Origin of the sequence: Paenibacillus sp. 8b26, from assembly GCF_050626875.1 — a bacterium.
Taxonomy (GTDB): Bacteria; Bacillota; Bacilli; order Paenibacillales; family Paenibacillaceae; genus Paenibacillus.
On record NZ_CP192445.1, the window covers coordinates 5,358,326 to 5,384,829 of the forward strand.

General features: G+C 46.2%; 21 protein-coding genes, 1 tRNA gene and 1 pseudogene. 18 read left to right on the plus strand and 5 right to left on the minus strand.

The window, feature by feature from the left end; genetic code table 11:
- Positions 1 to 421 precede the first annotated feature (421 nt).
- From pyrR to ACQ4MX_RS24935, 9 genes are all read left to right on the plus strand, one after another.
- Positions 422 to 988, plus strand: a complete 567-nt coding sequence (pyrR, locus tag ACQ4MX_RS24895) for a bifunctional pyr operon transcriptional regulator/uracil phosphoribosyltransferase PyrR (protein ID WP_431087851.1) — start codon at positions 422 to 424, stop codon at positions 986 to 988.
- Positions 985 to 1,899, plus strand: a complete 915-nt coding sequence (locus ACQ4MX_RS24900; protein ID WP_025684627.1) for an aspartate carbamoyltransferase catalytic subunit — start codon at positions 985 to 987, stop codon at positions 1,897 to 1,899. Before pyrR ends, ACQ4MX_RS24900 begins: the two co-directional genes overlap by 4 nt.
- 103 nt (positions 1,900 to 2,002) lie before the next feature.
- The gene (locus ACQ4MX_RS24905; protein WP_431087853.1) at positions 2,003 to 3,325 is read left to right on the plus strand and encodes a dihydroorotase; all 1,323 of its coding nucleotides are present in this window, start codon (positions 2,003 to 2,005) and stop codon (positions 3,323 to 3,325) included.
- A 61-nt stretch (positions 3,326 to 3,386) separates the two neighbouring features.
- Complete coding sequence (locus tag ACQ4MX_RS24910; protein ID WP_044648411.1) at positions 3,387 to 4,523, plus strand: carbamoyl phosphate synthase small subunit; 1,137 nt, start codon at positions 3,387 to 3,389, stop codon at positions 4,521 to 4,523.
- Between the two features lies 1 nt (position 4,524).
- The gene (gene carB, locus ACQ4MX_RS24915) at positions 4,525 to 7,743 is read left to right on the plus strand and encodes a carbamoyl-phosphate synthase large subunit (protein ID WP_431087855.1); all 3,219 of its coding nucleotides are present in this window, start codon (positions 4,525 to 4,527) and stop codon (positions 7,741 to 7,743) included.
- A gap of 123 nt (positions 7,744 to 7,866) precedes the next feature.
- A complete protein-coding gene (gene pyrF, locus ACQ4MX_RS24920) occupies positions 7,867 to 8,604 on the plus strand; it encodes an orotidine-5'-phosphate decarboxylase (protein ID WP_431087857.1) in 738 nt (245 codons plus the stop codon).
- Positions 8,601 to 9,242, plus strand: coding sequence for an orotate phosphoribosyltransferase (gene pyrE / locus ACQ4MX_RS24925; RefSeq protein ID WP_431087859.1), 642 nt, complete (start codon positions 8,601 to 8,603; stop codon positions 9,240 to 9,242). Before pyrF ends, pyrE begins: the two co-directional genes overlap by 4 nt.
- A 149-nt stretch (positions 9,243 to 9,391) precedes the next feature.
- On the plus strand, positions 9,392 to 9,556 hold the full coding sequence (locus ACQ4MX_RS24930) for a hypothetical protein (protein WP_014282411.1): 165 nt from the start codon (positions 9,392 to 9,394) through the stop codon (positions 9,554 to 9,556).
- Between the two features lie 126 nt (positions 9,557 to 9,682).
- Positions 9,683 to 9,756, plus strand: a tRNA-Ile gene (locus ACQ4MX_RS24935).
- A gap of 292 nt (positions 9,757 to 10,048) precedes the next feature.
- Here ACQ4MX_RS24935 and ACQ4MX_RS24940 read toward each other — a convergent pair.
- Positions 10,049 to 10,660 carry a uridine kinase family protein gene (locus ACQ4MX_RS24940; protein ID WP_431087861.1) on the minus strand — a complete coding sequence of 204 codons (612 nt, stop codon included), beginning with the start codon at positions 10,658 to 10,660 and terminating at the stop codon, positions 10,049 to 10,051.
- 259 nt (positions 10,661 to 10,919) lie between these two features.
- Positions 10,920 to 11,477, minus strand: a complete 558-nt coding sequence (locus ACQ4MX_RS24945) for a hypothetical protein (RefSeq protein ID WP_431087863.1) — start codon at positions 11,475 to 11,477, stop codon at positions 10,920 to 10,922.
- A 120-nt stretch (positions 11,478 to 11,597) separates the two neighbouring features.
- Here ACQ4MX_RS24945 and ACQ4MX_RS24950 point away from each other — a divergent pair.
- Positions 11,598 to 11,832 (plus strand): annotated as a pseudogene (locus tag ACQ4MX_RS24950) (YolD-like family protein); the annotation flags it as partial.
- 448 nt (positions 11,833 to 12,280) lie between these two features.
- On the opposite strand, the gene ACQ4MX_RS24955 reads toward ACQ4MX_RS24950, so the two are convergent.
- Entirely contained in the window at positions 12,281 to 12,613 is a 333-nt protein-coding gene (locus ACQ4MX_RS24955) for a hypothetical protein (protein ID WP_044648417.1), read from the minus strand.
- Positions 12,614 to 12,905: 292 nt separating this feature from the next.
- Positions 12,906 to 14,402 (minus strand): GDSL-type esterase/lipase family protein, encoded by a 1,497-nt coding sequence (locus ACQ4MX_RS24960; protein ID WP_431087864.1) that lies wholly within the window; start codon positions 14,400 to 14,402, stop codon positions 12,906 to 12,908.
- A 220-nt stretch (positions 14,403 to 14,622) separates the two neighbouring features.
- Here ACQ4MX_RS24960 and ACQ4MX_RS24965 point away from each other — a divergent pair, with 220 nt between their 5' ends.
- Positions 14,623 to 16,884, plus strand: a complete 2,262-nt coding sequence (locus tag ACQ4MX_RS24965) for an AraC family transcriptional regulator (protein ID WP_431087865.1) — start codon at positions 14,623 to 14,625, stop codon at positions 16,882 to 16,884.
- A 30-nt stretch (positions 16,885 to 16,914) separates the two neighbouring features.
- On the opposite strand, the gene ACQ4MX_RS24970 is transcribed toward ACQ4MX_RS24965, so the two are convergent.
- On the minus strand, positions 16,915 to 17,799 hold the full coding sequence (locus ACQ4MX_RS24970; RefSeq protein ID WP_025684616.1) for a carbohydrate ABC transporter permease: 885 nt from the start codon (positions 17,797 to 17,799) through the stop codon (positions 16,915 to 16,917).
- Positions 17,800 to 18,067: 268 nt separating this feature from the next.
- On the opposite strand from ACQ4MX_RS24970, the gene ACQ4MX_RS24975 reads away from it, so the two are divergent.
- The 7 genes from ACQ4MX_RS24975 to ACQ4MX_RS25005 all read left to right on the plus strand — a co-directional run bounded on the left by ACQ4MX_RS24975 (position 18,068) and on the right by ACQ4MX_RS25005 (position 26,281).
- Entirely contained in the window at positions 18,068 to 19,039 is a 972-nt protein-coding gene (locus tag ACQ4MX_RS24975) for an ABC transporter permease (RefSeq protein ID WP_134913510.1), read from the plus strand.
- A gap of 21 nt (positions 19,040 to 19,060) precedes the next feature.
- On the plus strand, positions 19,061 to 19,684 hold the full coding sequence (locus ACQ4MX_RS24980; RefSeq protein WP_431087866.1) for a YesL family protein: 624 nt from the start codon (positions 19,061 to 19,063) through the stop codon (positions 19,682 to 19,684).
- Between the two features lie 28 nt (positions 19,685 to 19,712).
- A complete protein-coding gene (locus tag ACQ4MX_RS24985; RefSeq protein ID WP_431087867.1) occupies positions 19,713 to 21,233 on the plus strand; it encodes an extracellular solute-binding protein in 1,521 nt (506 codons plus the stop codon).
- Positions 21,234 to 21,412: 179 nt separating this feature from the next.
- Positions 21,413 to 22,774 (plus strand): glycoside hydrolase family 28 protein, encoded by a 1,362-nt coding sequence (locus ACQ4MX_RS24990; RefSeq protein ID WP_431087869.1) that lies wholly within the window; start codon positions 21,413 to 21,415, stop codon positions 22,772 to 22,774.
- Positions 22,775 to 22,823: 49 nt separating this feature from the next.
- Positions 22,824 to 23,708, plus strand: coding sequence for a dienelactone hydrolase family protein (locus tag ACQ4MX_RS24995; protein ID WP_431087870.1), 885 nt, complete (start codon positions 22,824 to 22,826; stop codon positions 23,706 to 23,708).
- Between the two features lie 25 nt (positions 23,709 to 23,733).
- Positions 23,734 to 24,738: a pectinesterase family protein gene (locus tag ACQ4MX_RS25000; RefSeq protein WP_431087872.1), complete on the plus strand. Its 1,005-nt coding sequence runs from the start codon at positions 23,734 to 23,736 to the stop codon at positions 24,736 to 24,738.
- A complete protein-coding gene (locus ACQ4MX_RS25005) occupies positions 24,704 to 26,281 on the plus strand; it encodes a glycoside hydrolase family 43 protein (protein WP_431087873.1) in 1,578 nt (525 codons plus the stop codon). The genes ACQ4MX_RS25000 and ACQ4MX_RS25005 overlap by 35 nt, the downstream gene beginning before the upstream one ends.
- Positions 26,282 to 26,504 lie beyond the last annotated feature (223 nt).

The window sequence follows — 26,504 nt, forward strand, 5'->3', positions numbered from 1 at the left end:
GGCAAGGTGTATGTAAAAACAACTATGGATAATTATACAGTAAAGATGTATAATTATTTAAGTGCTTCCGGTGGCTCCGGTTGAACAGGTGTTGACACGTGATTTTCAATCTGTCATACTTCTTGTAGTTGCGATGAACTTTGTCCAAAAGATGGCTTGCCATCTTGCACTATGAGAAGCTGGATAAAGGAAATCCTGAATAGCACCTTTAAATCAGTCCCGTGAGGCTGGCAAGGTAACGTGAATGGATCACTGATCAGTGCATCCGCTGCGGCGGTATGTCTTCAGTGTATCTGAGAGATCGGAGAACGGTGGAAGACTGTTCATACGAGACTCCTTGCCAAACTTGGGCAAGGAGTCTTTTTTGTATCCGAACACGGGACCAGGTCTGAAGGGAACATAACCTGAGGAGGCTGGAAGCATGAATAATGAAACACATGTACTGATGGATGAAATTGCGATTCGCCGGGCTTTGACACGGATTGCACATGAAATTTTGGAAAAAAACAAAGGCATTGACAATTGTGTGCTGGTAGGCATTCGAACGCGAGGGGTTCATCTGGCGCAGCGTCTCGCTGCAAAAATCGCTGAAATTGAGGGCGCTCCGATTCCATGGGGGGAGCTGGATGTCACAGCTTACCGCGATGACCGGGGGAACAATGCCGAAGCCAAGGGAAATGGAAAAGAGCTTTTGATGAATCCCACTGACGTATCGGTTCATGATAAGAAAGTCATTCTCTTCGACGATGTGCTGTACACAGGCCGTACCATTCGCGCGGCGATGGACGCATTGATGCACTGCGGACGACCGCAAATGATCCAGCTGGCGGTGCTGGCAGATCGCGGACACCGTGAGCTTCCGATTCGTCCGGATTACATCGGCAAGAACATCCCGACCTCCAAATCCGAGGAAATCGTAGTTGCGCTTCAGGAGACGGACGGTAAGGACGAAGTGACGATCAATCAGAACCGGGGGGAACAGGCATGATTACAACAACCAGTCAACTTAGAGAACGCAGCCTGCTCGGATTAAAAGAACTTAGCCGAAATGAAATCGAGTCCATTCTGGATCGCGCTCATTATTGGGAATCACAGCCGGAAAAGCTGGTTCCAGTGCTACAATCACGCTTTGCGGCTAACATGTTTTTTGAAAATAGCACCCGCACCCGCTTTTCTTTTGAAATGGCGGAAAAACGCTTAGGCGCTCAGGTTTTGAACTTTTCCGCTGCGGCCTCCAGTGTAGAAAAAGGGGAATCTATCTACGACACGGTACGCACGCTTGAATCGATGGGCATCGATGCAGGAGTCATTCGGCTGAAGCCAGCCGGAGTGCTGCAAGAGCTTGCTGAGAAGGTCAGTGTCCCACTGGTAAATGCTGGTGATGGCAACAACGAGCATCCAACGCAGGCGTTGCTGGATCTGTACACGATGCGCAAGACTTTCGGCGAGCTAAAAGGCTTGCGAGTATCCATCATTGGAGACATTCTGCACAGCCGTGTTGCTCGATCGAATCTGTGGGCCTTGCAAAAATTTGGAGCCCAGGTTAGCTTCTGCGCGCCGGACAATATGCAGGCATCTGATCTTGCGGCGCACGCGCCTTATGTACCGATGCAAGAGGCATTGCAGGCAGACGTAGTTATGATGCTTCGGGTACAGTTGGAACGGCACGCCGAAGGAATGCTGCGCTCAGCGGATGAGTACCGCGAGCAGTACGGCTTGACAGAGCAAAGAGCAGCCAATCTTAAACCCGGAACGATCATTATGCATCCGGCTCCAGTAAACCGGAATGTGGAAATCGACAGTGCAGTTGTGGAAAGCGAACAATCACGGATTTTCCCGCAGATGGCAAACGGGGTTCCAATCCGCATGGCGGTTATGGAACGGGCAATGAAGCTGTAGAAGCTGTCAGCAGGATCGCGGAATTAGCATTGGTAACGGTTAAAGCAAAGCATAACAAGCAGCGGCTAAAGTTGCAGAAAACCTGAGCGGAGGAACCTTTTACATGAACCAATTAATTATGAATGCAAGCGTATTGAATGAGCAAGGCGAGGCTGAACTGAAATCTATTCTGATCGCGGACGGAAAAATCCTGGCAATCGTAAATGCGGACGCTGGAGTTAGTCTACTCGTGGAAGAAGGGACATCCGAGCAGGAGAGCCAAGTCGAAAAAATCGACGCCCAAGGCAAGCTGGTGATTCCCGGTTTAATCGACATGCATGTGCATCTGAGAGAACCTGGCTTTGAATATAAAGAAACGATTGAAACGGGCAGCCGCGCGGCGGTGAAAGGTGGATTTACGACGATTGCCTGCATGCCGAACACACGCCCGGTGACAGACAATGCGGATACGGTTCAACTGGTACTGAAAAAGGGGCAGGACGCCGGGCTTGCCAAGGTACTTCCTTACGCAGCCATTACGAAAAACGAGCTGGGCCGGGAGCTGACGGACTTTGAAGCGCTCAAAGCAGCAGGTGCAATTGGTTTTACTGACGACGGTGTCGGAGTGCAAAGCGCCCAAATGATGAAGGACGCCATGGCGCGGGCCAAAGCGCTGGATATGCCGGTTATTGCTCACTGCGAAGATAACACGCTTGTTGAAGGAGCGGCGGTGACAGACGGCGAATTTGCCAAGCGTCACGGACTTAAAGGCATTCCGAACGAATCTGAAGCGATTCACGTCGGACGGGACATTTTACTATCCGAGGCAACCGGGGCACACTATCATGTATGCCATGTCAGCACGGAGCAGTCTGTGCGGTTGATCCGCCACGCGAAATCTTTTGGCATCAAGGTAACGGCTGAGGTATGTCCACACCATCTGGTATTGTCGGATGAGGACATTCCGGGGCTGGATGCGAATTGGAAAATGAATCCTCCGCTGCGCTCCCCGCGTGATGTGCAGGCCTGCATCGAGGGACTGGAGGACGGTACGATCGACATCATCGTAACCGACCATGCGGCACACAGCGAAGAAGAGAAGGCAAAAGGCTTGGAACTGGCACCTTTCGGTATCGTTGGCTTTGAAACAGCTTTTCCGCTGCTGTACACGAAATTTGTAGCTACCGGACAATGGACGCTGGACTTTCTGGTACGGCGCATGACGACTGACCCGGCGCGTGTCTTCCGCCTCGACACAGGGCGCTTGGAAGAAGGAGCCCCCGCCGACCTGACCATGATTGATCTGGAGCAGGAGCAGGCCGTTGATCCGCAAACATTTGCCAGCAAAGGACGGAACACTCCTTTTACAGGCTGGAAACTTAAAGGCTGGCCAGTGAAAACTTGGGTAGACGGCAGACTGGTATGGTCTGCTGACGAAGTGAAATAAATACAAAGCACTAAAATAATAGAACCTTATAGCAGGAAATCATACAGAGGAGTGAGACGGGATGCAGGCAAGATTGTTGCTTCAGGACGGCACGCTGTTTACAGGCACAGCGTTTGGTGCGGACGGTGAAAAAACAGGCGAGGTCGTTTTCAACACAGGGATTACAGGCTACCAGGAGGTACTGACCGATCCCTCTTATTGCGGACAAATCGTAACGATGACTTACCCGCTGATTGGCAATTACGGAATTACTCGGGATGACTTCGAGTCGGTACGGCCTTATGTGCATGGCTTTGCTGTTCGACGTTACGAGCCGGTGCCAAGCAACTGGCGTGCCCAATACAGCGTGGACGATTTGCTGAAGGAATATGGCATCATTGGCATTAGCGACATCGACACCCGCATGCTTACCCGGATTATTCGCCATCACGGCACGATGAAGGGCATTTTGACGACAGGCACTCAGCCTGTGGAAGAACTGAAAGAAATGATGGCTGACCTGACGATTGAAGAACTGCGTAATCAGGTTCCATTGACCTCTACACCTCATCCGTATAGCAGCCCTGGCAACGGGGAGCGGATCGTACTGATTGACTATGGTGCTAAGAGCGGTATCTTGCGCGAGCTGAATAAACGGGATTGTGATGTGGTTGTTGTTCCACATGATACAACGGCAGAGGAAATTCGCCGCTTGGACCCGGACGGAATTCAGTTGTCCAATGGCCCTGGAGATCCCAAAGACGTACCGCATGCCGTACGCACGGTGGCTGAACTGCTAGGGGAATATCCGATCTTCGGAATTTGCCTGGGACACCAGCTGTTTGCCTTAGCTTCGGGAGCGGATACGGAGAAACTGAAATTCGGTCATCGCGGCGGTAACCATCCGGTGAAGGAACTGGAGAGTGGACGCTGCTTCATTACTTCACAAAATCACGGCTACACGGTGAATGAGGGTTCGATCGAAGGAACCGAGCTTGAAGTGACGCATATTAATAACAACGATAAAACGATTGAAGGCCTTAAGCATACCAAGTATCCCGCGTTTTCGGTGCAATATCATCCGGAGGCTGCGCCCGGACCTTACGATAACGGCTACTTGTTTGACCGCTTTCTGGATATGATCCGTGAGCACAAAAGAAATCATCCAAAGCAACCGCGTCAGGCTGCTATCGCCGCCGCAGTGAGAGGAGAGCGCTAATATGCCGAAAAATACAGAACTTAAAAAAATACTCGTAATTGGTTCCGGCCCTATCGTGATTGGTCAGGCTGCTGAATTCGACTACGCTGGTACACAAGCTTGTCAAGCGCTCAAAGAAGAAGGCGTCGAGGTAGTGCTGATCAACAGTAACCCGGCAACCATCATGACGGACACGAACATGGCGGACAAAGTATACATCGAGCCGATTACACTTGATTTTGTAACACAAATTATCCGACAAGAGCGTCCGGATGGTCTGCTTCCTACACTGGGAGGACAAACAGGATTGAATATGGCGGTGGAGCTGGCTCGTGCCGGAGTGCTGGAGCGTGAAAACGTCAAACTGCTGGGAACACAACTGACTTCGATAGAAAAGGCAGAAGACCGTGACTTGTTCCGCGATTTGATGCGTGAGCTGGAACAGCCTGTACCTGAGAGCGTCATTGTCACAACGTTGGAGGAATCACTGGATTTTGCTAACGAAATCGGTTATCCGATTATCGTCCGTCCGGCTTATACGCTGGGTGGAACAGGCGGCGGGATCTGTACGACTGAAGAAGAACTGCGTGAGACGGTAAGCTCTGGCTTGCGTTACAGTCCAATTGGACAATGTCTGGTGGAAAAAAGCATCGCAGGCATGAAGGAAGTCGAGTATGAGGTCATGCGTGACGGCAATGATAACTGTATCGTTGTCTGCAATATGGAAAACTTCGATCCGGTCGGCGTACATACTGGCGACAGTATCGTTGTAGCGCCGAGTCAGACGCTGTCAGATCGCGAGTACCAGATGCTGCGCTCCGCTTCCCTGAAAATTATCCGCGCTCTCAACATTGAAGGCGGATGTAATGTGCAGTTTGCACTTGATCCATACAGCTATCAATACTATGTCATTGAAGTAAATCCGCGGGTGAGTCGTTCCTCAGCGCTGGCTTCCAAGGCGACTGGATATCCGATTGCCAAAATGGCTGCCAAAATCGCGCTGGGCTACACGCTGGATGAAATCGTGAACCCGGTAACGGGACAAACGTATGCTTGCTTTGAGCCTACTCTGGATTACATCGTGAGCAAAATACCGCGCTGGCCGTTCGATAAATTCATTTCTGCCAACCGTAAGCTGGGCACGCAAATGAAAGCAACTGGCGAAGTGATGGCTATCGGACGCACGTTCGAAGAGTCCATCCACAAAGCGGTACGGTCGCTAGAAATCGGTGTACATCGTCTGCATCTTAAGGGGGCCGATCAACTGTCGGATGAGGTACTCACGGAGCGCCTGATTAAAGCAGATGATGAGCGCTTGTTCCTGGTAGCTGAGGCATTCCGTCGTGGCTGGGAGCAGCAGGAAATTCAGGATTTAACGAAAATTGACTGGTGGTTCCTTGACAAGGTAGAGGGCATCGTCAAGTTCGAAGCTAAAATGGGTGAAGAGTCTGAACTGACCTACGAAACACTCTATCAGGCCAAACGTAATGGCTTTACGGACCGCTCCATCGCCGAGGTTCGCAGTCTGGGCCAACCGGGTGGCAGCATGACAACCGAGCGCGAGGTACGTGAGTTCCGTCTGAGTCACAACCTGCGTCCTGTCTATAAAATGGTAGATACATGCGCAGCCGAGTTTGAAGCAACTACGCCGTACTATTACTCCTCTTATGAGGTGGAGAACGAAGTGATTCCATCCAATAAAGAGAAAGTCATCGTACTCGGCTCCGGGCCGATTCGGATCGGGCAAGGGATTGAATTTGATTACTCCACCGTGCATGCGGTATGGGCCATTCAAAAAGCAGGCTACGAAGCAGTAATTATCAATAACAACCCAGAAACGGTATCTACGGACTTTAACACATCCGACCGTCTCTACTTTGAGCCGCTTTTCTTCGAGGATGTTATGAATGTCATCGAGCAGGAAAAACCGATTGGCGTTATCGTCCAGTTCGGCGGTCAAACGGCCATTAATCTCGCAGCTCCGCTTAGTGCGGCAGGCGTGAACATTTTGGGTACGAGTCTGGAAAGTATCGACGAAGCGGAAGATCGGAAAAAGTTTGAGCGGTTGCTGTCACGACTGGCTATTGCACAGCCTAAAGGCAACACGGTCATCTCGGTAGATGAAGCGGTAGGAACTGCGCAGGCACTGGGCTACCCGGTGCTGGTGCGTCCATCCTACGTCCTCGGCGGACGGGCGATGGAGATTGTATACTCCGATGCGGAATTGCTGCGCTACATGGAAGAAGCCGTTAAAATCAACCCTGAACACCCGGTGCTGATCGACCGTTACATGCTGGGCAAAGAAGTTGAGGTTGACGCCATCTGTGACGGCGATACGGTACTGGTGCCGGGCATTATGGAGCATGTGGAACGAGCTGGGGTTCACTCAGGTGACTCTATCGCGGTGTACCCGCCGCAGCACTTGTCCGACGAGCTGAAGCAAAAAATCGTGGAAATCACGATCAACATCGCCAAGGAATTGAAAACGATTGGTCTGGTTAACATCCAGTTCGTCATTCATCAAGATGAGGTGTATGTGATCGAGGTCAACCCGCGTTCCTCGCGGACGGTTCCTTTCCTGAGCAAAGTTACGAATATCCCGATGGCGAATCTGGCCACACAGGCCATTTTGGGCGGCAAGCTCAAGGATGCGGGCTATGCAGAAGGGCTATGGCCTGAAAGTAATTATGTCTCGGTCAAGGTTCCGGTATTCTCTTTTGCCAAGCTGCGCCGTGTAGAGCCGACCCTGGGGCCGGAAATGAAATCGACGGGTGAAGTGATGGGACGCGACATTCAGTACGCCAAAGCGCTGTACAAAGGACTCGTGGGTGCTGGTATGAAAATCCCATCTACCGGAGCGATCATCATCACGGTGGCGGATAAGGACAAAGAAGAAGCAGTTGAGTTGATGCAGGGCTTTTACAGACTGGGCTACAAAATTATTGCAACAGGTGGAACGGCGGCTGCGCTGGAGCAGGCTAACATTCCAGTGAAGACGATCAACAAGCTGAGCGAGGGAACCCCGAACATCTTGGATATGATCCGCACGGGTGAAGCCAACTTCGTCTTCAATACGCTGACCAAGGGGAAAACGCCAGAGCGTGACGGATTCCGCATCCGCCGTGAAGCGGTTGAGAACGGCATCGTCTGCATGACCTCGTTGGATACCGTACGCGCTTTGCTGAGAATGCTGGAGACGATTAACTTTACATCCGAATCCATGCCGGTTCTGAGCCACTAACGCGATACGAATAGAGGATGAAAAATAAGTAGTACAGGAAAGGACATTCATCAGCTTCGGCTGACGGATGTCCTTTATCACGGGAAAATTACTCGAATTGACGTGAAAAGGGGATGCAGGACGGTGAACGAAGCATTTCAGCAGATGGCAGGACGGTTGATGGTCGCGTTAGATTATCCGGATGCGCAGCAGGCGGAGCGGCTCATTCAACAGCTGGAGGGTATTCCCTGTTATATAAAAGTAGGCATGCAGTTGTTTTATAGCGCAGGGCCAGCTTTTGTAGAGCAACTAAAGGCTAGAGGATACTCCGTATTTCTGGATTTGAAAATGCATGATATTCCCAACACCGTACGGGGAGGCGCGGAGAGCATTACCCGTCTGGGTGTGGATATGTTCAACGTACATGCTGCCGGAGGGCGAAATATGATGACAGCCGCCAAGGCTGGGGCCGAAGCCGCTATCTTGGCGGACAGTTCACTTGCCATGCCACTCATTATAGCAGTTACACAGTTGACCAGTACGAACCAGACAACCATGAATAAGGAGATAGGCATTCCCGGTCCAGTACAGGATGTGGTCGTTCGATACGCACAACTGACTCGTGAGGCGGGACTGGACGGAGTAGTGGCATCCCCATTGGAAGTGCCTGCGATCCGTGCTGTATGCGGACCTGACTTCAAAACGATTACCCCCGGTATACGTCCGGCAGGCAGCGCTATAGGCGACCAGTCACGTGTAGTGACACCCGGACAAGCCATCGCCCAAGGCAGTAGCTACATCGTCGTTGGACGGCCCATTACGGCTGCATCAGACCCACGTGCCGCAGCGGAACACATTATTGAGGAGATGAACCAAGTATGACTACATTAAATAATATACCCGAGCAAATTGCATCACATCTGTTACGTATTCAGGCGGTAGCGCTGCGTCCGCAGCAGCCTTTTACATGGACATCCGGCATTAAATCGCCTATCTACTGTGACAATCGCCTGACCATGTCCTACCCGGAGGTGCGCGAGCTGATTGCTGATTCGTTCGCTGCTGTGATCCGTGAGCAATACCCTGAAACCGAAGTCATTGCAGGCACAGCTACAGCGGGGATTCCTCATGCTGCCTGGGTGGCGCAAAAGCTTAATCTGCCGATGGCATATGTAAGAGACAAAGCCAAAGGACACGGCAAAGAGAACCAAATCGAAGGTCGGATTAGTGAGGGACAAAAAGTTATTGTTATCGAGGATCTCATCTCGACTGGCGGCAGCTCCATCAAAGCAGCGCAGGCCGTAGAGCAAGCAGGCGCCCAGCCGTTAGCTGTACTCGCTATTTTCAGCTACCAGCTGGATAAAGCGACTCAAGCCTTTGCAGAAGCAGGGGTGAAGCTGCAAAGCTTGTCCAACTACACGGCCCTGATGGACGTTGCCTTGCGTGAAGGGACGATTCAGGAAGAAGAGATGGAACTGCTGCGTTCCTGGCGTCAGGACCCGTCCTCCTTTGGCAAATAAGGCTCAGCATATTGAGTGCAACGGCGCCGTTTATTAAAGCGACTCATACTCGTTGCTAACCGTTGTAGATTGTTATAACTCAGGCTGTGTAAATCGAATTCGATCCGGTTACACTAACTCCTACCATCAAGTGAAAAGAGGGAGTTTGGATGTATTGGATTTACTACGGCAGACTGTACACGACCAAATTTCAGGCAGGATGCCTGGCAAAAAGGCTGGAGCACGACGGCTGGATGTACGGCTACAACGATCCCCGCGCAGTGGAGGTGTACCGCTCGCGCAAGGGACGTTATGGCGTCCGGTTTATTCCTTAAATTCATAAAAACAAATTAAAAAAGAAAAATTTTCGGAAAACTATTGACGAAACACAAGAAAATGTTGTATATTAATTAACGCCGCTGTTTTATGTAAATGTAGCGTGAATATACATATTTTTTTGAGGGCCCTTAGCTCAGTTGGTTAGAGCGGTCGGCTCATAACCGATTGGTCGGGGGTTCGAGTCCCTCAGGGCCCATTTCCTCAAAAACCCTTGCCTAGCAAGGGTTTTTTTGTTGTTTATAAAGGTTGAGAAAATGGAGGAAAGTAGCATTTGAAAGGGGCTGATTATAATTTGCGAACGTATTTGCTAACGTGAATTTTTTTCGTAGTTTATCACCTTTACTAAGTTGTGTGACAAATGGTAAATCCGCAGGTAAGAAATCATATTGGAGTATTGTTTCTTTGCTGACCCAACGTAATTGATCATGGTCTACTAATTGAATTTCACCAGATATCCATGTTGCCCAAAATGCAGTTAAATAAGAAATTTATAAAGTTCCACTAATAACGAGATCTGCTTTTTTAAATGGCTTATGAGCTTCTACATAAATGTCTTCTGAAATCATCCAATTATATTCCCACATCCCACGAGCACAGTCTCCGTCTCTTTCAAGACCTCTTGAAAGCCTAATTTCTCGTGGACAATCAACCCAAATTTTGAAGTCATATTTATCCTCCAGTTCCTTTCGGATGGAATATACTCCTTCGATTATAACAATGCCGCCAGCAGGAACAGTATGCCATTCCGCTAACTTATCCGTCTCCCAATCATACCGTTGATAACGCCCATCCCTTTCTTGTCTTATTGGCTCCAGTACCTGATTTAAAAGACGTTTCCAATCAAAATCAGCACCAATAGGCTTTTTTGAAGGGTGTGTATTTATAATGTTAGAGGAGGGGAGATAAAAATCATCCTTGTGAACAATAGTTGAATTAGATAGTTCTTCTTTTAACTTGTAAGCGAATGTACTTTTACCAGAACCACCACAACCATCTATCCCAATCAGCAAAGTAGATTGCTTTTTAGATTTTTCGTTTATAGCATTTATGAAGTTTTGAAAAGAGTTGAAATGCCCCTCTATTATTTTAAAATCGCTCATAAGTGATCACCCTTTCCATTCAACAATCCTGCCCTTTAATGAAATATCCAATATCTATTATTTGGTAAATTATGATAAGCTAAGTTTATCATAGGTCGCTTCCGCTGAGAACGGACAGCTTAACGGTATGTATCTCATCAACCCACAGTGAGTTTACACTTAGATCTAAAAGAGGACTTCACTGGCTGAATGCTGGTGTGAGTCCCAGTGTACTTCTTTAGATGACTTTAAACGTGAGCATTTCATTGGAGATGATTAATTAAGACAGTAGATCTGCTCCGAGGTACTTATTCTTTGAAGTCCTCCATGAATACGTCGCTATAGCTAAATCCCATCCACCCTCAGGTCTGTACTTTTTCCAATATTGTTTAACGGTTCCCTTTATATCAACTTGTACACCCTGATCACCCATAATGGAAAGTTTATTAAATAATGTACCATTTCTATATTGATAAGCATAAAACTGTGTGTTTGATGGTCCATATTCAAACGTTATTGCTACGTGCTTTTCTTTTTTAGATACTTGATAAATCTGGATAGTTGGCTGTTCAAAAAATTCATCACTTATTATATTTGTGTTAATTAATACAACAGCCCCTTTAGAATTAACAAGAAAAAAATTACCCGCTTCAGTAAGTAGGAAGTATTCCTTTTTACCATCTCCGTTTAAATCTGCAGATTTGCTCAGTGTTACAATTTCACGAGGATATTTTTTCTTTAGGATCTCTTTGGCATTGATTTCCGCAGCAAATGTTGGAAATTGGAGGAATACAGAAACAATGATTACTGAGAAGAATACTAATATAAATTTCTTCATTTTTATGACTCCTTATCCATTTAACTTTCAAAACACAAAATTAGTCTATCAGAACTAGGAATATTTTTCTAGATTGATTCATCTTGTTTAGAATGTAAGTTCGTAATATAATTTTTACAACGGCGAGGTAAGCCGGAGCTGGATGATCAGGAAGTGCAACTTATAGAGCAGGCGCTGATCAACTCCTACAATTCACGTACGGCTGTCTCACTGGTAGTATTTAGCCCATTCGACAATGCGGAGTTAACAGGTGTGGTTATATCTATAAATAGTGCTCGCAGAGAAGTGAAGTTCTTGCGGAGAAGATGATTTCAGTTGGGTAAAGCTAGAAGAAATTATATCTGTCCGTACATAATAAATATTGTTGGAGCCCTGGGACATTCCCGGGTTTTTTATCATAAATATGTTCTTACCTTTTACATATAAAAAGTAGCGATTGTGAAGATCAATGCCTTTTTATCAAGTTAAATTGAATTTCTCAATAATCTCTTAGGGGTATCTTTATTGATTTCACGAAAGTTTAGAAAAGAGGACGTTCGAGTATTTGGCACTCAATTTGAGGAGTATTTAAATAAAACTTCTCATGAGTCTGTGAGTTCAATGAAAACTAATAAAGGGTTCCACTGATAAAAAAGCAATATGAGTTCTTTTCGCCCCATAAAGAAGCACTGCCCTAATAAACGGACAGTGCTTCTTTTGATATTCTCGAAATCGCTTAACAAAGTGCCTAAAAAACTCGCTACCAAATCACCATTTTGATAATGATCGTTGACTCCACATTCCCAGGAACCCTTACTCCAATCTTAGAGCACCTTAACAGTATATACCATTCTCAATTTACCGTTACCGCCGTAAATCTCAACTCTTGCAGTTGTTGCAGTGGTGGTTGTTACCACGCCAGAAGCGGAGACTGTCACATTTCCACTTGCCACTTTATAAGTATCCCCCGGGTAATTTGACAGCGCATAGGAATAATTTCGCGGTAACGTAGCAGTTCTGTAGTATACTCCGTTAACTTCTACAGTAGGCGTAATTATCGGTGAAGGACCTACTGCTGCGGACGCACTAGGGACGATGATACTACCAATGAGCCCCAAAGACATGACCGTTGATAATAATATTTTCTTAGTATTCATAAAAAATCCCTCCTGATGTATGATGTGATCTCCTAAAATATACCATGTAAAATTATTGATTTCACTTCATTCGACAAATGTTGTCAAAATAATACAATAAAACGATTCTAAAGTCCTATAAAATACAAAAGAATTTAAATATAATAATTTAAGCATTTACTTTTTAAATTACCATACTTTTGAACTATCTCCATAGCTGTATAGTCTTTGACCCACACGGAATAAAAAACGGACGTCAGAGTGATTAGCCCCAAGTCCGTTTTTCGTGTTTGTATCTTTTTAGTTCTTGATATCAGTTGATAAGTTGGTGTGCAAGTCTCTCACCGCTGTCTAGATTCCTTACTACCATACGTTGTTTTAATGCAGACAGTTCCGTACATTTGCTAATTGCCTCAGCGACCAACTTGGCGATCTGACGCGCTCCTTCATCAGAAAAATGAGTATTATCTGTTACGCCAGCGGGGTAATTCGGATGTGCTTTTTCAGGCAAATGCATAAATAGCAGCTTGGACCCTTCTTCTCCCATGGCCCGATAAAGCTGCTGAGAAGCTTCAAAAATATCGAGCAGCGGTGCCCGGGTTTCCTCTGCTACTCGTCTCATGGCTGCGGGATAGGCTCCCACAGCAAGCGGATCAGGTTCTCCATCTGTAGTAAAGCGGCGGCGGCTTACAGAGGTCAACAGCACTGGAATTCCACCACGCTCCCGAGCAGACTCGATACATTGAATTAGGTTTTGGCGATAGTCCCCGTCAGGATCGGTATAGCGGGTGGGATCTTCCTTCTTCTCATCGTTGTGTCCAAATTGAATAAACAGATAATCGCCGGCTCGAAAATCCTTTTCAATATGAGCCAATCGACCTTCCCCTATAAAAGATTTGGTGCTTCGTCCATTAACCGCACGATTGTCCACTTGAACAGACGAGTCAAAATAACTCTGCAAGTGTTCGCCCCAGCCTGTCATCGGTTTTTCGGTAGCTCCTTTTTGGGCTGCGGTGGAGTCGCCAGCGATAAACAGCCTGGATGTTATCCGCTGTCCTTCCGTAACATAGCTATGCTTTTGGAGCCACTTTTCCGCAAGAGCGAGCCATTGCTGGCACTCGCGATTATCCTCAGCCAGTCCCAAGCCGTGTCGCCCTTCCTCAAATACATGCAGCTCAAATGAAATGCCTTCTCTGGATAATGCAGAAGCCAGCAACAAGCTGTTTTCGACCGGAACAGTGGCGTCATTGGCCGTTGTCCAAATAAAAGTTGGAGGGGTCTGTGAAGTAACTTGTCGATCGGATGAAAAGGCGTGAAGCTGGTCCTGTGTCGGCTGTTCACCTAAAAAATGAGTGCGGCTTCCGATATGTGTATAAGCATCATGAAACGTAATCACGGGGTATCCCAATAGCAGAAGATCGGGTTTTTCTGCTCCTTTGGTGGCGACGATGGAGGCCAAGTGCCCGCCTGCTGAAAATCCAATCAGACCGACTTGCTCCGGAATTACTTGCCAGTCTTTGGGTGTTTGACGAATCCACTTTAAGGCGAATTCTACATCCTCCAACAAGGAATCGACCTCAAAATCCCCAACTTGATAATGTAGCACCCCTGCATGAATGCCTAGATCATTCAACCACCGGGCGATTGGTTCTCCTTCATGTTGTGCCAGGTGCTCGTAGCCACCGCCAGGCAGTACCAATATAAAAGGGCGAGCTTCGTGGGCCGCTGCTGGATAGAGGGAGAGAAAGGAAGTGTCTACTGGAAATTCTTCTTTTACAATCTGTTCTTTATAACTAATAACGTGTAACATAAGTGACCTCCAAATTCCTTTTTTGAATTCTGCAAGCTAATCCAGATGTACATAAAACGGGATGGGACGGACGTATTGGTATTTAACATTTCTGCTTGAAAAGTGGGCTGAAGTCCCGGGTTTGTATTTTAAATAAATGCACACGTGAAAAAAAGATTTAAACCTTGTTATGAAAGCGCTATAATTTTGGTGTGATGCAAAGAACCAAAGGGGGAGCGCAATGAAAAAAGGCAGGATGTTCTACACCATTTTTATTACGATTCTGGTTTTGGGAATAGGGTTGGTGGCCAGCTTCGGCAGCTACATCTATTTTACAACAATTAGCTCAGTTGTGGAAAGAGTTTCCAACAGCAAACAAAGCTACATGACGCAGATCAAAAACAGTCTGGAGCAAAAAATCCAAACGATTGAATATGCTTTTAATACGTATAGTACGACCAGTTCATTTGACGAAGTCGTAAAACATCCCATTACAGAAAAAGATTTTGTAGCGTATCGGAATGTGAATTCGCAACTCAATTATATTGCTACGATGGGATTAGAAGGAACGGAATACTCACTGATTAGCCTGGATCAGAATTGGAAAATATCCAATGGAAGCTTGTCCTATTTGACGAAAACAGAACGGGAGAATCTATTTAAAACCTATATCGACCATCAGGATAAGGGGCTATTCTGGATAAAAACAGACAAGGGAATCCGCTTTGTAAATACTTTGCCTGTATTCTCCAAAAAGAAGCAAGCCATTGCGCTGTCGGATATTTCGTTGCAAACGTTAAAACGTACAATTCAAGCAGAGGATCACATGGCCATTTTTATTCTGAATAAAAATGGCGATTTAATGTACGAAACAGAGCCTGTCGACCAATTATTGACCACCCGGCAGCTTCAGCACATTTCAGAGGCTACGGCTACACCCGACAATTCCGGCATGTTGACACTGGAAAAAACGAAGCATCAGCCTGCTCAGCAGGTCATTTATGCCAAGTCTGCTTATAACAACTGGACGTATCTAACGATATTAGATAAAAAGGAGATTTCGAATGCATTCCAAACGACCAAATTCGGGATCATCACGATGGTACTTGTACTCACACTCTTGATTGTGGTGGTGGCGTATATCATAGCCGTCTATTTTACAAAGCCATTCCAGCAAATTAAACGCAGCCTGCCTAAAAATCCTAATTTTTCGTTCAAAAATGAGCCTTCCAAAAATGAAATTGATTGGATTATTGATTCCATTGACAGCATTGTAACGGAAAAGGAAAGCCTGGAAAGCCTCATTCAGTCCGAAATGCCACAGCTTGAAACCCAATTGATCCTTAACCTGTTTCGCAGGCGTATTTCAACAGAGGAATTGGCACGAAAAATGCCACGTTTGGGCTATCCGCAACTGGAGAACCAAATGTATATTACCCTGTTGATTCAACTGGATAATCTGGGAGATCGGGAGCCCTCGGATAAGGACGTTTTACTGCTGGCTATTAACAAAATCGTAGAAGAAACCATTCCAGAGCAGCAGCGAATGCTTCCCATCATTTTGAACGATGACATCCAGGCGACCATTTTAGTGTTTACAGGAAAGAATGAACAGGAAATAAACAAGCAAGTGCTGGATGATGCCACCCTTTTGATTCGAACTGTAAAAGAGTATTTGAATGTATCCATCAGTATCGGCATTAGTAAATCGTATGACAATTTGTTAGAAAGCAAGGAAGCCTGTGAGATGAGTAAGCAAGCCTTGCACCACCGTTTAAATTTAGGCAAAGAATCCATTATATTTTATGAAGACATCTCCACAGTCATTTCAGGCCCGGTGCTGCTTCATTATCCGACGGAAATGGAATCGCAGCTGTTTGACGCCATTCGAATAGGAGATGAAGAGCAAGTACGACTTACCGTACATTCCTTATTGACTGAAATAATGACAAAGAACAATCATTCCATGAACTTTGAGGTGCTGTTGGTGCGGTTTGTGAATAACCTCATTCAATTGGAGCAACTGTTAGGGATCGAAGTGTTGCTGACGCAGAACAACCATGCGTTGTACCATCGTCTGCTGGACATTCGTAATCCGGAAGAGATCGAGCGTATGCTGGTGGAGCAAGTCATTTCCCCTATGGTAAAAAGTATGAAGGAGAAGACGAACCAGCAATTCCGCTGTCTCTCCGAGAAAATTGCCGCCATTATCCGGGCTGAATATGACCAGGAATTGTCACTGGAGCTTATTGGGGACCGTCTTCATTACAATCCCAATTATTTAAGCAGTATTTTCAAAAAAGAATACGGTACGACGTTCAGCGAATATCTAATGGGCTACCGGCTGCAAATGGGCAAAAAGTGGCTCATTGAGACGGATATGACGATTAAAGAAATCGCCGAGCGATTGCAATATCATAATCCGCAGAACTTTATCCGCTCGTTTCGGAAGAAGGAGCAGGTCACGCCCGGAGCATACCGTAAGATGAAGCAAGCGAATTAAAATGAACTTCACTAGCAATCAAGGGGCAGTTTATCCTTTTACCGCCCCTAATAATGCTCCTTTGACAAAGTGTTTTTGCACAAATGGATACACGATTAGCATAGGAACGGTTGCAACCACAATGACCGCCATCTTAATCGTCTGCGCAGGTGGGATGACATCCACAGAGGTTCCTTCTGCCTGCATACCACTGGAAACGATTACAATTTGGCGAAGCAAGACCTGAATAGGCCATTTGGCGGAGTCATTAATATAGAGAATGGCATGCATATACGTATTCCAGTAGGCTACCGCGTAGAAAAGTGAAATGGTTGCAATTGAAGGCATCGCTAACGGAAGCATAATTTTAAAGAAAATGCCAAAATCGTTGCACCCATCCATCTTGGCCGATTCCTCCAGATCATCCGGTAGCGCCTGAAAAAAGTTACGCATAATAATCAGGTTAAATGCATTAATGGCCACGGGAAGGATCAAAGACCAATACGAATTGATAAGCCCCATGCTTTTTACAACCAGGAAAGTTGGAATCATCCCCCCGCTAAACAACATGGAAAACACGACGATGAAGTTAATCGTATTTCGGCCAAGCAGATATCTGCGGGATAATCCGTACGCCATAAAAGCAGTAAAGATCATACTCACCACGGTACCGACGACAGTCACTCCGACCGAAACCCCTAGTCCTCTGAATATCGTTGGGGTCGACAGGATATACCGATATGCATCCAGGGAAAAAGTGACAGGGAACAAAATGAATTTTTTAGCTACCACTTCTTGGGTTGAGGCAAAAGAGCTGGCGATGATATTCAGGAAAGGCAAGAGACAAGTGAGGGCAATGAGAATTAATAATGTACTGTTTACGATGGTAAAAATACGACTGCCCAGCGATTCTTTTTTTAGCGATTTTTGCGCCAAGTGTTTGACCTCCTCGTAATCGTTTACATGTAGACTGTATCAAGAGGGCGGAATTCCGTATATAATCAAATCTTGAGGTGTTCTCCTAAGCATGGAAAAAAGAGGGTAATCATTAGGTTGTGTAGTAATCATTAGGTAAGGTGAAAAGCCGGGAAATAGGCGGTATATAAGGTTTTGTAAACGCTATCATTTGATGATTATATGCGTAACGCAAAAAATCACGTACTCTTGAAAACGTATACAGGAACGTTTGAAGGAGGTCGAGCTAATGAAAGTTTCAAGTGTCCCCGCACCGAACATGAAACCGAATATGAAAAAGAAAAAGAACAACAGAACGACGGAAAATCTTTTACGTATGCAAAAACATAAGTTGCTGTATCTGATGGTTTTACCCGGGCTGGTGTACTTCATTATTTTTAAGTATTTCCCTATGGGCGGCTTGGTCATTGCGTTTCAGGATTATCAAGCCTTTCTGGGAATCACGGGCAGCCCGTGGGTAGGAATGAAGCATTTCATTCGTTTATTTACCGAGCCCACATTTTTCATGCTATTACGTAACACCCTGGTTTTGTTTGCGCTCAACATTGTGATTTTCTTTCCATTACCGATCATTTTGGCATTGATGCTGAATGAGGTCAGGAAGCGTGTGTTTAAAAATATCATCCAAACGATTATCTACATCCCGCACTTTATGTCATGGGTCATCATTGTTTCGATTTCTTATGTATTTTTAACCGTAGACGGCGGGGTACTGAATGAAATGATTGCTGCGCTAGGCGGTGAGAAGATCAGCTTCTTAACTTCCCCGGAATGGTTGCGTACCGTTTATATGGGGCAAGTGATCTGGAAGGAACTTGGATGGTCTACCATCATTTATCTGTCGGCGATTACGGTCGTGGATACGCAACTGTATGAGGCAGCAGAAATGGACGGTGCCGGACGTCTCCGAAAAACATGGCATGTTACCTTGCCTGCAATTCGCCCAGTCATTATTACGTTGTTAATTTTGAAAATTGGTAGCACGCTGGATTTGGGCTTTGAGCATATGTATCTGCTATTGAACTCACTAAACCGCGAGGTTGCGGAAATCTTTGATACCTACATTTATACAGCGGGCTTAAAGAATGGACAATTGAGTTTTAGTACGACGGTAGGACTTTTTAAAGGCGTGGTGGGATTAATTCTGATCATGGGCTCCAATCGACTGGCCAAGAAATTTGGTGAAGACGGCGTTTACTAATGACGACGGGAAGGATGCGGAATGGTACGGTTTGTAGAAAACATGAACAAATGGTGCATACGCCTGCTCCGGCTGGTTTACCTTAATTTGCTGTGGACGGTTGCGACGATCCTGGGCTTGGGATTTATAGGAGTGGGACCTGCAACTGTCGCTATGCTCAGCATTTTAAGGCAATGGATTCGAGGTAATGAGGAGGTCGCCATTTTCTCCACGTTTGTACGTTACTTTAGAGAAAGCTTTAAAGAAGCCGCGATCATTGGAGCAATTTACAGCCTCGTGGGCTACGTACTCTACGTGGATATCGTCAATGTCTCGTCCTGGTATGTTCGCGTAGTGACGCTTATTGGAGCCTTTTTGTATCTCATCTCGTTGGCGTACATTTTCCCGTTACTGGCTCATTATGATTGGAAAGGGATCAAGCTGAAAATCAGAATGTCCGTGGTAATTGGGTTTTCGTATTTGCAATATACACTTGTTCTTTTTGTTGCGATTGTCGCGCTTTTTACATTGATTCTAGGCTTGTACCCTGGAATTCTGACTTTTGCCGGAGCCAGTATCATCGGTTATCTCGTGATGTGGATGACGCATCAGGTGTTTAGCAAAATAGAGCGAGAGGTTCTGGTGAAAGAGGAAGATATGGCATGAATATACGATCAGAAAAGGAGCAAACACAATGAAAAAAGGAATCACGATGAAAAAGGGAGTATCGGGCCTTCTTGCCATACTTATGGTCATGAGTGTTTTTTTAGCTGCTTGCGGTGACAAGGGGGCAGAGGATCAAGGCAGCCAAACCTATGATCCGAATTCAAAGCTGGAATTAACCTGGTTAAATGTATTGCATACAGCCTCTCCACCTACAGACACGATTAAGGACAAAATTGAAAAATACACGAATTCCAAGATTACGTTCAACTGGGTTCCTGATGCATCGAAAGAAGAGAGAATCACTACAGCGCTGGCGTCTGGTGAATTGGCGGATATCGTGACTCTTACGATGATGACAAATTCTTCAGTTCGAAGTTCATTGAAATCAGGTCTATTCTGGGATGTAGGGAGCTATTTGGACGATTATGACAATTTAAAAAAGATACCTCCCGAAGTTAGAAATGCAGCTTCCATCGAGGGAGTTCTGTATGGAGTTCCATTCCAGAAAAATTTGGCACGAGCAGGCTTGGTTATTCGCAAAGATTGGCTGGATCGTTTAGGACTTAAAGTACCTACGACCTTGGATGAGCTATACGAAGTTGCGAGAGCGTTTACAGAAGATGATCCGGACGGTAATGGCAAAAAGGATACGACAGGCTTTGGCGACAGATCTGATCTGCGCTACAGCAGCTTTAAAACTTTAAGCTCTTATTTTGGCACACCTAATGGCTGGAAAGTAGATGAGAAAGGCAAGTTTACGCCGGAATTTGATACACCTCAATATTTGGAGACGTTAAAGTATTCCAATAAATTATATAAGAACGGGTATGTATCGAAGGATTTCGCCGTAACCGCTAAAACCGATCAGCAGCAGCAATTTGCTCAAGGGAAAACCGGAATTTATACGGGAATGGTGGATATCACAAACTTGAGGAATCTGTCACAAGGCTTGCAAAAGGGGCTTGAATTGGTGCCTGTAAACAAAATCTCCAATGGAGACGGTAAATATCACATTTGGTCCGAGGGCAGCGGAGTTGGCGGTTTGCTGGCATTTCCTAAATCCGAGGTGAAGACGGAAGCTCAATTGAAGAGATTACTTCAATTCGTCAATGATTTGATTGATGAAGAAGTATTTATGGACATGACAGGTGGTATCAAGGGAACTCATTATGACATTGATAATGAAGGAGCTTTCAGAATTATTAACACCGATTTGTGGCAAGCAGATGTACAGCCGTTTGCAAGCTCCAGACCGAGTGAAGTAACTTACACGTTAAAAGATGCCAACCCTGAAAAGGAACTAGCCAATCAATTAATCAAGGAAAATAACAAATTTGCCGTTTTGGACCCAACCGTTCCTCTGGATTCTGTAACTGCCAATGAAAAAGGAACTGAACTCGAAAAAATTATTACCGATGCTACGTTCAAATTTATTATGGGTGAGACCGATGAAGCCGGATTCAAAGCAGCCGTAGAGAACTGGAAAAATTCTGGTGGATCACAGATCATCTCTGAGTATGAGGAAGCGTACAAGAAATCGAAAAAATAAGGATATAGATATAGGTTGAACATCAGTGTACATGAAGTGCAACTACGTAGGCGGATGGTGCTTACCATCGCTGACGCTTGTTCAGCACCATTCCGCCTACTCCGTTTTCCAGTGTATTTTTAAGTTCAGCCTATAAATCATTTTCGTATTCACAAAAAATGAAGACAGGAGAGAACGAGATGCAAGTGTATAACATTGTAGATTATGGAGCACCTCAGGATGGTACGACGTTGGCAACAGGGGCGATTGCGGCTGCGATTGAAGCGGCCAGCAATGCCGGGGGAGGAACGGTATTTGTTCCCTCGGGTACGTATCTGACAGGGGCTATCTTTTTAAAAAGTAACATTGAACTGCATGTAAGCCCCGGTGCAGTACTTTCCTTTAGTTCCGACTCGGAGGATTATCCTGTGGTGGAGTCCAGATGGGAAGGCGTTCAGCGAGAAGTACGTGCTTCGTGCATTTACGGGCAGAACCTCGAAAATATTTCAATTACAGGCAGCGGTACTCTGGATGGAAATGGTCAGCCGTGGTGGGAAAAGCATCGGAATCATCCGGAGCAGTTGCAGTACCCCAGACCGAAATTAATCAGCTTTGATCGTTGTCAGCGGGTCACCATTAAAGATGTCATGTTAAAAAATTCCCCAAGTTGGACTGTAAATCCCATCGCTTGCTACAACGTCACGATTGACAATGTGTCCATTCTTAACCCGGCGGATTCCCCCAATACGGATGGCATTAATCCCGAATCCTGTTCCAATGTTCGTATTAGCAACTGCAATATTGATGTGGGCGATGATTGTATTGCGATCAAAGCGGGAACCGAGGATACACAGGAACGGATTCCCTGCGAAAATATTACGATTACCAACTGCACGATGGTGCATGGACATGGCGGTGTTGTACTGGGCAGCGAGATGAGTGGAGATATCCGTAATGTCACGATCAGCAATTGTGTGTTCAAGCAAACGGATCGGGGCATCCGCCTGAAATCAAGACGGGGACGCGGCGGAATCGTCGAGGATATTCGCGTTAGCAATATTGTGATGGAAGATGTGATTTGTCCATTTATTCTGAACCTCTATTATTTCTGCGGACCCCGGGGCAAAGACAAATATGTCTGGGACAAAAATCCCTATCCAATTACCGATGAAACGCCGTGCTTTAGACGGATTCATTTTTCCGATATCACGGCACGTCAGGTTCATGCGGCAGCGGGGTTCTTATACGGACTTGCAGAACAATATATTGCTGAAATTACATTTTCCAATATTGATATTTCCATGGCGAAAAATGCAATTCCCGGCCGTCCTGCCATGATGACAGGGATCGAGGATATGAACAACCGTGGTTTTTATTTAGGCAATGTGAGAGATATCCGTTTTCAACAGGTGACCATTGAGAATCATGAAGGTCCTGCTTTTTATATTGAAAACGGGGAAGGCGTTGAAGTCAACCGTTGTCATTCGAAGAATACAAACCAGCCTGAAAAGCTGATTGAACAAGTGACGATACAACCTTCTGAACAAAATATTTTTAATTGAGGATTTTGCAAAAATCCTGATTTAGGAGGGACATGGAAGGAGGAAAAACGTGGATAAGCTGCAAGCATTATTGGGTGACCTTCCGGCAGATCGACCCGTTACGGCCACCCTGCTAAAGCAAGAGGAGCAAGAGGGATACCAATTGGAATCTCTCCTGCTGGACATCAACGGAATCGAGCCTGTGCCAGCTTATATAGCCACACCATTACAAGGAAACGGTCCGTTTCCATTGGTCATTTTCAACCATTCGCATGGAGGCAATTATACCAATGGACGCAAGGAATTTATCCATAGCAGCTCTTACTTGCAGCAGCCCTCGTTTGCTAAAACCCTGACAGACATGGGCTATTGCGCTTGTTGTATTGACATGTGGGGCTTTAATGAACGCGGGGGTAAAACCGAAAGCGAGCTGGTAAAGGAAATGCTCTGGCAGGGCCAAGTGCTGTGGGGCATGATGCTGTACGATAACCGTCGTCTGGTGGATTATATGTGTGAGCGTGAGGACATTGATGCTTCTCGCATTGCAACGATTGGCATGTCGATGGGGGGCCTGATGGCGTGGTGGCTGGCAGCGCTAGATGAGCGGATACAGGTCACGATTGATATTTGCGGACAGGTAGATGCCCATACGCTGATCGCCAAAAGGGGACTGGATCACCATGGCTTCTATTCCTATGTCCCCGGCTTGCTTAAGCATTTTACTACGCTGGATATTCAAAAGCGGATTGTTCCTCGTCCACGAATGAGCATAACAGGTCAAAATGATCGAATGTGTCCTATTGAAGGAGTCGAGCATCTGGCGCAAGGACTGCTGGAAGCTTACCAGGAAGCAGGTCACCCTGAGCATTGGCAGCCTGTGATCGCAGGTGGCGGGCATATGGAGACCTTGGAAATGCGAACGGCGTGGCAGTCATTTTTAGCAGAACATCTGTAATTCCAATGAAAGGATTGGGGCAACCATGCTGGTAGGGAAAGAATCCTTTTGTGATTTTCATACGATTCAGGAGGCGATTGCTGTATTGGAGCAGTCGCCTTCCAATGAAATGGAAACGCTGTATATTTTATCGGGTACCTACGAGGAAGAGGTGCGGATCTACCGTTCGTATCTTCATATCATAGGCATCGGACAGGTAGACATTCGAATGCATCGGTATGCCAGGGAGCTGGATGAGGCAGGCGAGGAAATAGGAACCTTTGCGACTCCTACTTTATTTTTAGGCGGCAATCATTTGATCCTGGAAAATCTCATCATTTCCAACACGGCTGGACAGGGAGAAGCCATTGGGCAGGCTGTTGCGGTTTATGCTCATTGTGATGAAACGGTTTTTAGAAACTGTACCTTTCGCGGGCATCAGGATACGTTATTTACAGGCCCCCTGCCCCCGGCACCGAAAGAACGGCTGAAGTTTGGCGGCATCCTTTTGAAAGAGCATCATGCGCACTATCGCCAGCTCTATCAGCATTGCTATATCGAGGGCACGGTCGATTTTATTTTTGGCGGGGCGACAGCTTATTTTGAACATTGCGAAATTCGCAGTTTGCGCCATCATGAGAACCAAACGAGCTATGTCACAGCCGCCTCTACTCCCCAGGGACAAGCGTATGGTTATGTGTTCAACCAATGTTACTTAACCGCAGAGCCTGATATTACTCCGGTATTTTTGGGGCGGCCGTGGCGTGAGTATGCCAAGACCGTATTTGTGGATTGCAAAATGGGCGAACATATTGATCCACGGGGTTGGGACAATTGGGACGATTCTGCAAATGAGAAAACGGTTTGCTATCAGGAGTATGGTGTATCCGATGTTGCCTCGTTGCGTAGGGAGCGTGTTCCGTGGGCGGGTTGTTTTGAAGCAGGAGTAGAAGCGTGGAGCAAGGAGCAGGTTTTCGGTGGAGATACTTTTTGGAAGCAAGGAGGAGCAATTTCTCATGATGATCCAAAATCCCATATTAAAAGGGTTTAATCCCGATCCGTGTATTGTACGAGTCGAGGATACTTACTATATTGTCGTGTCATCGTTTGAGTGGTTGCCGGGAGTACGGGTGTATCAGTCCAAAGATTTGGCCCATTGGGAGCATTGTACGGATCTTTTAACGGATCAGGTTGATTTAAAAGGGAATCCGAAAAATTGCAGCATTTGGGCGCCACAGCTGAGCTATGCGGATAACCTTTTTTATCTGCTCTATACGGATGTGAAAAGCACCAGACGTCCGTTCAAGGATGTTCATAATTTTGTGATGACGGCGCCTGCGATCCATGGACCGTGGTCGGACCCGGTTTATCTTAACAGCAGTGGATTCGATCCGTCTCTATTTCATGACGAGGACGGACGTAAATGGCTATTGAATGCATTGTGGGATTACCGCATGTTGGACAGCAATAAATCTTCAGGTATTGTCATGCAGGAATACGATAGCAGGCAGCAACGACTTATTGGTGAGCCTGTGAAAATTTTTGATTGCACGCCTTTGAAAAAGACAGAAGCCCCCCATATCTACAAGCAAAACGGATATTATTACCTTATTACTGCGGAAGGTGGAACGGGTACGGGACATGCAGTTACTGTAGCACGCTCGAAGCAGCTATCCGGGCCGTATGAAGTGGACCCACATAATCCGATGCTTACGTCACGTGATCAACTTGATTTCCCGTTACAATGTGCAGGACATGGCAGTCTTGTGCAGACGCCAGATGGCGATTGGTATATGGCTCATTTATGTACTCGTCCATTGGAAGGGAAGTATGCCATCTTAGGGCGAGAAACGGCCTTGCAGCACGTGTACTGGAATGATGAAGGCTGGTTGCGATTAACGGCAGGGGGCCATACGCCGCAATTAGAAGTGCCTGCACCGATCGGAACCACTTTCTCGGCAGGGCAGAAGCACAGTTTTGTATTCGAAGACTTTTTCGAGGGACCCGTTTTAGATAAAACGTGGAACACATTGCGTATACTGGCGGATGACCGTTGGTGCTCACTGAGCCAGCGTCCGGGCTATCTTCGTATTCTGGCTGGAGAATCCATTCAAAGCCTGTTTCAGCATCACGTGCTCGCCATTCGGCAAACTGATCATCATTTTCGGGTGGAAACGGCACTAGAATATCAACCCGTAAGCTATTTGCAAATGGCGGGGCTCCTGCTGTATCTAAATGATGAAAATTATTTGTATGCCTATGTCAGTTATGAAGAGGGACAAGGGAAAGTGCTGCGCATGATGCGATGTGAGGCAGATACATTCACGTTAGTTCCCCATGTGATTACGCTTCAGGAGGGTTTTCCTGTACATTTGGCTGTAGAAGTCCATGCAACCCAAGGACAGCTTTATTACCATCTCGGGAATGAACCCGCCTGGACTCCGCTTTTTGAAAAGCAAAATATCAGCTTTTTATCAGGTGGATTTACAGGAAATTTTGTAGGGATTGCCGCCCACGACATGCAACAATTTCAAGGGAGCTACGCCGATTTTAGCCACTTTCTGTATCATGGGCAAGACCATCTATCCACTTGAAATGACAATATAACGATTGTGTTGTCTATCCAACATTTTGTACTTTTTGATGATTGCAGCAGGCGGGCCGCCGCTATAACATATCAGTGCAACACATGTTGTTTAAGCAACCGCAGTCATCTGATGGAATCGAAGGAGCGGGCTCCTTGCTTTCAAGCAAGGGGCTTTTGGATTTTTTTTCATGATATGAGCTGAACGAAGATATACATGAAAAACGGAGTAG